Source organism: Lapillicoccus sp. (genome assembly GCF_039935575.1).
Classification (GTDB): domain Bacteria; phylum Actinomycetota; class Actinomycetes; order Actinomycetales; family Dermatophilaceae; genus Lapillicoccus.
Map to the genome: position 1 here is coordinate 1 of NZ_JBDTKA010000088.1, position 8,082 is coordinate 8,082.

An 8,082-nucleotide genomic window follows, 5' to 3' on the forward strand; every position below is an offset into this window, starting at 1 on the left:
GCCCTCGTCCGCCTCGTACAGGACTGGTCGATGCGTTACCCGCTCGTCGACGGCCAGGGCAACTTCGGCTCGCGCGGCAACGACGGCGCCGCGGCGCCGCGCTACACCGAGTGCCGGATGGCCCCGCTCGCCATGGAGATGGTGCGCGACATCGAGCAGAACACCGTCGACTTCAAGGACAACTACGACGGCCGCAGCCAGGAGCCGGTCGTGCTCCCGGCCCGCTTCCCGAACCTGTTGGTCAACGGCTCCGCCGGCATCGCCGTCGGCATGGCCACCCAGATCCCGCCGCACAACCTGCGCGAGGTCGCCGAGGGTGCCGAGTGGTACCTCAAGCACCCCGAGGCCAGCCGTGAGGAGCTGCTCGAGGCCCTGCTGGGGATCATCAAGGGCCCGGACTTCCCGACCGGCGCTCTCATCATGGGCCGCCAGGGGATCGAGGACGCCTACCGCACCGGTCGCGGCTCGATCATCATGCGCGCGGTCGTCAGCGTCGAGGAGGTCGGCAACCGGCAGGCGCTCGTGGTCACCGAGCTGCCCTACCAGGTCAACCCGGACGCGCTCGCCCAGAAGATCGCCGAGCTGGTCAAGGACGGCAAGCTGTCGGGCATCGCCGACATCGAGGACCACACCTCGGGCCGCAGCGGGCAGCGCCTGGTCATCCTGCTCAAGCGAGACGCCGTCGCCAAGGTCGTCCTCAACAACCTCTACAAGCACACCCAGCTGCAGACCACGTTCGGGGCGAACATGCTTGCCCTCGTCGACGAGGTGCCGCGGACGCTGCCGCTCGACGGGTTCATCCGGCACTGGGTCGACCACCAGATGGACGTCATCGAGCGGCGTACCCAGTTCCGCCTCACCCAGGCCGAGGAGCGGATCCACGTCCTGCGCGGCTACCTCGCCGCGCTCGACGCGCTCGACGAGGTCATCGCGCTGATCCGTCGCTCCGACACCGTCGAGGAAGCCCGCGACGGCCTGATCCAGCTGCTCGACATCGACGAGGTCCAGGCCAACGCCATCCTCAACATGCAGCTGCGCCGGTTGGCGGCCCTCGAGCGACAAAAGATCATGGAGGAGCACGACGAGCTCCAGGCCAAGATCGACGACCTCACCGACATCCTCGCCAAGCCCGAGCGGCAGCGCGAGATCGTCTCGACCGAGCTCGGCGAGATCGTGGCCAAGTTCGGTGACGAGCGGCGTACCAGCATCGAGCGCGCCGAAGGTGACATGTCCAACGAGGACCTGATCCCCGTCGAGGACGTCGTGGTCACCATCACCCGCGGCGGGTATGCCAAGCGGACCCGGGTGGACCAGTACCGGTCCCAGCGGCGTGGCGGCAAGGGCGTCCGCGGTGCGCAGCTGCGCGGTGAGGACGTCGTCGAGCACTTCTTCACCACGACGACCCACCACTGGCTGTTGTTCTTCACCAACCTCGGCCGGGTCTACCGCGCCAAGGGCTACGAGCTGCCCGAGGGCGGCCGCGACGCCAAGGGTCAGCACGTCGCCAACCTGATGGCGTTCCAGCCGGGCGAGGAGATCGCCCAGGTGATGGCGATCGAGAACTACCTGTCGTCGCCCTATCTCGTGCTTGCGACGCGCGCCGGCCTGGTGAAGAAGACGAAGCTCTCCGAGTACGACTCGCCGCGCACCGGCGGCCTCATCGCCGTCAACCTGCGCGACGGCGACGAGCTTGTCGGCGCCGGCCTCGCCGCCGCGACCGACGACCTGATCCTGGTCTCCCGCAAGGGCCAGTCGGTCCGGTTCCACGCGAACGACGACGCTCTGCGCCCGATGGGTCGCGCGACGTCCGGTGTCACCGGGATGCGGTTCCGCGACGGCGACGAGATGCTCTCGATCTCAGTCGTCCCCTCCGGTGAGGACCCGGACCTGTTCGTGGTGTTCGAGAACGGTCTGGCCAAGCGGACTCCCGCGTCGGACTATCCCGTCAAGGGTCGGGCGACGTTGGGCGTCCGCGTCGCGCAGGTCTCCGACCGTGGCGGCGACCTCGTCGGGGCCTTGACTGTGGCCGAGGACGACGAGGTCATGGTCGTGATGGAAAGGGGCAAGATCGTGCGGTCCCGGGTGGACGAGATCCGGCGTACCGGCCGTAACACCCAGGGGGTCCGGTTTGCCGCACCCGACAAGGGCGATGCGATCGTGGCCGTCGCCCGCAACGTCGAACGGGCCGTCGAGGCCGAGCTGGTTCCTGACGTGGTGGCCGATGAGCGTGACTCCGAGGGCGTGCTCGACGGAGGTGTCGAAGTCGGCTCCGATGTCATAGACCCGGCACAAGGTGTCTCAAGGGACGGCGCCGCGACCCCGGGTTCCGGGGTCGATGGCGTAGCGTCTGACGAGACCGATGGGGACCCGGGTCCTTCTGACGAAGGCGGAGACCCCACCGACGAGCCCGATGGAGGCACGCAGTGAGCACGACACCTCAGGGAGGGCACCCTGGGACTGCCGTAGGCGGATCCGCGAGCCGAGGCACGTCCACCCCCTTGTCGGGCCCCGGTCCGACGGCATCGGCCGGCCCCACCACGGCGCCCGGCACCTCGACGTCCCGTCCCGACACGGCTCCCGTTCCAGCCCCCTCGTCGGTCTCTCCCCCTTCACCGGTGACGTCGGCACCGACCGGCGCCTCGCCCACGGGTGCGCGCGGTCCGGGAGGACCGGGTGGCCAGCCTGGCCAGCCTGGCCGAGGTCCAGGCGGTACGCGTACCGGGCAGCGACCTCCCCAGCGGGCCGGGGCCGCCCGTCCGGGCCAGCGCCCCCCACGCGCCGGCGCTCGCCGGGTCAAGCTCGCCGTCGCCCGGGTGGACCCCTGGTCGGTCATGAAGATCTCGTTCATGCTGTCGGTCGCAGCCGGCATCGCGGGCGTCGTCCTGGCCGGGGTCCTGTGGCTGATCCTGTCGGGGATGGGGGTGTTCTCCGACATCGACGGTCTGATCCGCCAGGTGCAGCCGTCGACGACCACGCCGTTCAACCTGATGAGCTACATCGGGTTCGGCCGGGTCATCTCGCTCAGCATCGTCCTCGGCGTCATCGACATCATCTTGCTGACCGCGATCGCGACGCTCGGGGCGTTCATCTACAACATCTGCTCGGCGCTGGTCGGCGGCATCCAGCTGACCCTCACGGACGACTGACCCGCGCCCGAAGTTTCGGGAGCCCCGCGCCCGGATCTACGAGCGCCCGACTCCCGAAGTCCGTGCGCTGGCGCCGTTTTGTGGCCCCGGATCGCTCTGGGGTAACCTGTCGCGTCGCGGTGTTGACGGGCCCATAGCTCAGCTCGGTTAGAGCGCTTCCCTGATAAGGAAGAGGTCGGAGGTTCAAGTCCTCCTGGGCCCACCACCACCTCGTTCCACCCCGAGGAGACCCGTTGTTCAAGAAGCTGCTCGTCCTCACGGCCGCCGTCGCCAGCGGGATCGCGATCCAGAAGAAGGTCCGCGACCAGCGGGCCGAGCAGGAGCTGTGGGCCGAGGCCACCGACGACGTCCGCTCCACCAGCGGACCGAAGGCCTCACCCGGGAACTGAGTTTCGGTATGCCGGGAGTCACCTCCCCAGGGGCCATGGCGCAATTGGTAGCGCACCTGCTTTGCAAGCAGGGGGTTAGGGGTTCGAGTCCCCTTGGCTCCACCACAGGTCAGGCACCCTTTTCCGCTCCGGAGCAGGGTCCCTTTTCGCGCCACCTGCACACATAGTTGCAGCAACGAGGGTCGTCATGGCATCTCGCCGATCCTGCTGCCCAGGCTGCTCAACGCCTTACGGGTGCCATCGGACGAGACTTGAGCGTAGATGTCCATCGTCACAGCGATCTGGCTGTGACGCAGGATTGCCATAGCGACGCGGGGATGCACGTTCATTGCTACAAGCAGGCTGGCGCATGTGCGCCGCGCGGAATGCACGGAGATGACTGGGACCCCCGCCTTGACGGCGCGCTCCTTGAACATGCGATGGAAATTGCGGGGGTCGAGAGGCATTCCGTACCTGGTCGTCAGGACGAGCCCGCAGTTCTGCCAGGCTTCGCCAGCCTCGGATCGCCACCGGGACTCGAGTTGGGCCCGTCTCGCGAGCGCGTCTGTGCAGAGGTCCGGGAGGGGCAGAACCGCGTCAGACGACGCTGTCTTGGTTGGACGACGGACGATTCCGCCATCGACACGCTGAAGCTGCCAGGCGATGCGCGCCTCTCCGTTGTCGACGTCGACGTCTTCCCAGGCGAGGCCCAGCAGCTCTCCACGACGGAGGCCGAGAACGAGCAGCAAGACGTACCCGACCATGAGCGGATCGGCATCAGCGTCTGCTGACTGCAGGAACGGGCGCACCTGGTCGACAGACCAGATCAGTGGTCTCGACGTTCGCGGGACTGGCATCCGGACGAGCCCGGCGACGTTCCTGGCGATCAACTCGTCTCTCTGCGCTGCGTTGAGTGCGCTGCTGAGAATCGTCCAGGCCTGCCGCACGGTCCACTCCTTCGGGACCTGGTGGCAGCAGGCCCCTCTTGCGCAGCAGCGTGGCTGCGCGCGTGCTGCGTCCTTGCCCTGGGCGCAGCACTGACACCTGGTCCTTAGTTCGTTGACCCACCTCTGCACCTCTCGAACGGAGGGAAGGTGGAGCAGCCGCATGCCGAGGTCAGGGCTGATGTAGAGCCGTGTGAACATTTCGTAGTTTTCACGGTCGAGGGAGCCAGGTTCGGACGAACGACCTAGGCCAGCCATCGAGCGATGAAGCCCTCGACTGTGGGCGTTCTGGGGGCAACGGGTCCGCGATCTGCCGAGCGTCGCATTGCCTGCCACTTCTGACCCAGATCCGCGGGTAACGCGCCTGGGGGCCGCTGGGTTGAATCAATCTCGGTACTTGACACGGTGCTGAGGGTGTGAGCGGGTCTGGGTATGGTGCCGTCAAGGACCCATCGGCCAGGACCATCCGTCGGTAAGCAAGGATGTCGCTTCGTGGTGCTTGGGCTTGATGACCCTGCTGCAGTTAAGTGTGGCCACGGCCAGCGCATAACAGATGCTCGCCGATCCGGCCCGAGGGGGCGACCAACCGCGACCCGACGGCAGCGCTCGGGCAGAAGAGCCGCCGACCACCGGTCCGAATCCCACCAGACCTCCACGCGGCCTCGAGGCCTTCCCGGCCGAGCACTCTGACGAGAACGCCAGCACCATCATCCGGCAGACACTGCACGCCTACCTCACCCCGAACCCCACAGCGGACGTCCGGTTCCATGGCTCATGCGCGCTGCAGAAGATCCTCGACTTATACGCGGCAATAAGGACGCTGAACCTGGTGGTCCGGTCGCTGGACCCCAAAGGTACCGGTCAGCCACGATGGGCGATGCGGTAGTAGCCGGCCCTGAACGCGTTCGCCATAACTTGTCCGCATGCCCGCGGCAGAGAACAACCGGAGATGAAACCGCCTCTTACCCCGTTAGAGCATCAGTCCCGACTGTCGCTGACCCACACGACCGTCCGCTGGATCGGGGGTATCAGGACGTCGACGGTCTGCTCCTCATGCGCGTGCCGGGTCATCCGGATCCGGCCGGTCGGCAGAGGAGAACACCATGAAGCAACTTTCACCGGTCGCAGGCCGGTTCACCCGCTCCCACGTGGGCTACAACCACCCCGCGCGTCTCGCTGCCTGGGAGCAGGCTGCCCTGGACCTCGGTCCCGAGTCCATGCGGCCGATCTGGCCCGGCGGCTCGATCTCCGGTTGCGACGACGGCTGGGACGACTGCGACGAGTGACCGCGCGACGGCGCCGGCGGGCCGAGGGCGCGCCGGCGCCGTCTTCGGACCTCTCTCTCATCCTGAAGGACCCCTCCCCAGCCTCACCGTAGCCAGCAAAGGAGTTCCCCCATGACCTCGACCAACATCGCCCGGCTCCAGCCGAGAGCCCGCATGGCCATCGTCACCCTGGCCGGCGACCTACACGCATACGTCATCCGCGAGCGGATGCTGCGCGACCACGGCATCCACGTCGCCATCGTTGCCTCCGACCGGTTCGCCGGCGCCGGCGGCACCTCGTGGTTCACCGAGGCGAGCCGCCCCTCGACCCTTCCCACCGAGGACGGCGACCGCCTCGACGTCGCTGAGCTCGACCTCGTATGGTGGCGGCGCTGTCACGGTCGACCTGCCGTGCCCGACAGCGTCGCCGACCCGGCGATGCGCAAGCTCGTCGTCAAGGACAATCGGGCGGCGTTGCGCGGCACTCTCCTAGCCGGGTTCCGTGGGACGTGGATCAGCGACCCGTCTGCCACCGAACGCGCCCAGAACAAGCTGCTGCAGCTCACCGTCGCTCGTGAGCAGGGGCTGACGGTGCCGAACACCCTGGTCAGCTCCGACCCGGAGGCGGTGCGGGCGTTCGTAGATGACCACGGGGGGACGGTGGTCGCCAAGACCTTGACTGGCCTCCTGGGCACCTCCCTCGAGGCCGGCCGGGTCAGTCTCGACTCTTTGGCCCAGGACGACGAAGTCGCACTCGCCGCAACGATTTATCAAGAAGAGGTCCCCGGAACCGACCATCTACGGGCAATGGTCTTCGGCGAAGACGTGCACACCGCCCGAATCCGCAGCCGCGAGCTCGACTGGCGACTGGCGAACGACCAGCAGGTCGAGCCCGTGGCCACCGACACCGGCCTGGCGGTGAAGCTGCGAGCCGTCACCCGCGCCCTCGGGCTGAGGATGGGCGTCTTCGACCTCAAAGTCCGTCCCGACGGGCACCCAGTATTCCTGGAGGTCAACCCCCAGGGCCAGTTCCTGTTCGTGGAGGGTATGTCAGACATGCCTCTCAGCCAGGCCTTCTGTCGCTTCGTGGCCGACGAGCTCGCGGTCTCCAGAGTCTGACGGAGCGGCGGCATCAAATGGGGCGAGATCCGCACCACACCGGCCTGCGGGCTCCGGCAAGCGGTGTCCAGAGCTGCAGGTCCAGGCGAAGGGCGTCGTCGAGGTCGGACGTCAGGTGGATCGGGACGCGACCGATGACCGGCCGAGACGCTCGAGCGCGATCAACCGGACCTGTTCGGCCTGCGCCTTGGACTCGACACGCAGACCGGTGGCGTCGGCCGGCAGGAAGGTCTGGAAGGGCCACACATGGTCCACGTTGCTGCTGACCGGAACGACGGTGATACGCCACGGTCTCGTCGCGCGCGGCGCTGGCGTTGGCGTTGGCGCTGGCGTTGGCCCAGTCGCTGCTGATGACGACCGCTGGTCGGCACTCGTTGGCCTGGCGTCCGCGGGCCGGGTCGAGCTCGGTCAGGCCAATCTCACCACGCAGCATGATGGAGACCGTCAGCCGTGGTTGCCTCCCATGCCGCGGCGTCACCGGAGGCTTCCACTCGTCCCAGACCGCCACATACGCGTTCAGTTCGGGCCCTCGGCGACATCACCACCGTCGCGGACGTCCCCGTCGGCGTCGACCGCTGGGGTCCACACCTTGTTACGCGACACTCACTTTCGCACGTTCACGACCGTGTCAGACCACAACCCGTGATCGATCGGGGCTGATATAGAGGGGGCTAGCCGGGCTAGACAGTATGCAGTGACCCGCTCGTGGCGAGGGGGTTGCGGCCCGGGGCCTCACTTACAAGATTCGTGGGTTACCGAGTAGGGGGTGCCTGCTCGGCCTATCCGACAGTTGTGGGAGGCGCCGGTGTTCACAGAGCGTACGAGTGTTGGTCTTGATGTGCATGCCCGGTCGGTTGCGGCGGCGGCGATCGACGGGGTGACTGGTGAGGTGTTCAGGCGCGGCTGGTGCCCGGAGCCGGAGGTGATCACCGCGTGGATCGTCGCCCTGCCGGGTCCGTGCGCGGTGGTGTACTAGTCCGGCCCGACAGGGTTCGGGTGGCCCGGGCCCTGTCGGCGGCCGGGATCCGGTGTGAGGTGGCGGCGGCTTCGAAGCTGCAGCGACCGGCGGGAGACCGGGTCAAGACCGACGCCGGTGATGCGCTGCATCTGGTGCGGTTGTTGCGCCTGGACGAGGTGACTTCGGTGCGGGTGCCCACCGTGGCCCAGGAGTCGGCGCGGGATCTGGTGCGGTGTCGGGAGGCGGCCCGGGCGGACCTGATGCGAGCACGGCACAGGCTCT

8 protein-coding genes, 2 tRNA genes and 2 pseudogenes are annotated in these 8,082 nt (G+C 67.8%); 9 read left to right on the forward strand and 3 right to left on the reverse strand.

Annotation, left to right across the window (positions count from 1 at the left end; translation table 11 throughout):
- From gyrA to ABI385_RS11395, 5 genes are all read left to right on the forward strand, one after another.
- Positions 1-2,427, forward strand: a 2,427-nt coding sequence (gyrA, locus tag ABI385_RS11375) for a DNA gyrase subunit A (protein ID WP_348103866.1), incomplete at its 5' end; no start/stop codon positions are given.
- A gap of 188 nt (positions 2,428-2,615) precedes the next feature.
- The gene (locus ABI385_RS11380; RefSeq protein WP_348103867.1) at positions 2,616-3,146 is read left to right on the forward strand and encodes a DUF3566 domain-containing protein; all 531 of its coding nucleotides are present in this window, start codon (positions 2,616-2,618) and stop codon (positions 3,144-3,146) included.
- A 127-nt stretch (positions 3,147-3,273) separates the two neighbouring features.
- A tRNA-Ile gene (locus tag ABI385_RS11385) sits at positions 3,274-3,351 on the forward strand.
- Positions 3,352-3,379: 28 nt separating this feature from the next.
- Complete coding sequence (locus tag ABI385_RS11390; protein WP_348103868.1) at positions 3,380-3,535, forward strand: DLW-39 family protein; 156 nt, start codon at positions 3,380-3,382, stop codon at positions 3,533-3,535.
- A 29-nt stretch (positions 3,536-3,564) separates the two neighbouring features.
- Positions 3,565-3,640: transfer RNA gene (locus ABI385_RS11395), tRNA-Ala, on the forward strand.
- An 80-nt stretch (positions 3,641-3,720) separates the two neighbouring features.
- Here the strand turns inward: ABI385_RS11395 and ABI385_RS11400 are convergent.
- Positions 3,721-4,461: a site-specific integrase gene (locus ABI385_RS11400; RefSeq protein WP_348103869.1), complete on the reverse strand. Its 741-nt coding sequence runs from the start codon at positions 4,459-4,461 to the stop codon at positions 3,721-3,723.
- A gap of 550 nt (positions 4,462-5,011) precedes the next feature.
- Here ABI385_RS11400 and ABI385_RS11405 point away from each other — a divergent pair.
- The 3 genes from ABI385_RS11405 to ABI385_RS11415 all read left to right on the forward strand — a co-directional run bounded on the left by ABI385_RS11405 (position 5,012) and on the right by ABI385_RS11415 (position 6,842).
- On the forward strand, positions 5,012-5,344 hold the full coding sequence (locus ABI385_RS11405; protein WP_348103873.1) for a hypothetical protein: 333 nt from the start codon (positions 5,012-5,014) through the stop codon (positions 5,342-5,344).
- A gap of 217 nt (positions 5,345-5,561) precedes the next feature.
- Positions 5,562-5,744: a hypothetical protein gene (locus ABI385_RS11410; protein WP_348103870.1), complete on the forward strand. Its 183-nt coding sequence runs from the start codon at positions 5,562-5,564 to the stop codon at positions 5,742-5,744.
- Between the two features lie 111 nt (positions 5,745-5,855).
- A complete protein-coding gene (locus ABI385_RS11415; RefSeq protein WP_348103871.1) occupies positions 5,856-6,842 on the forward strand; it encodes a hypothetical protein in 987 nt (328 codons plus the stop codon).
- A 111-nt stretch (positions 6,843-6,953) separates the two neighbouring features.
- On the opposite strand, the gene ABI385_RS11420 is transcribed toward ABI385_RS11415, so the two are convergent.
- Entirely contained in the window at positions 6,954-7,088 is a 135-nt protein-coding gene (locus ABI385_RS11420; protein WP_348103872.1) for a hypothetical protein, read from the reverse strand.
- Between the two features lie 91 nt (positions 7,089-7,179).
- Positions 7,180-7,275, reverse strand: a pseudogene (locus ABI385_RS11425) (type II toxin-antitoxin system PemK/MazF family toxin); the annotation flags it as partial.
- Between the two features lie 500 nt (positions 7,276-7,775).
- On the opposite strand from ABI385_RS11425, the pseudogene ABI385_RS11430 reads away from it, so the two are divergent.
- Positions 7,776-8,082: pseudogene (locus ABI385_RS11430) on the forward strand (IS110 family transposase); the annotation flags it as partial.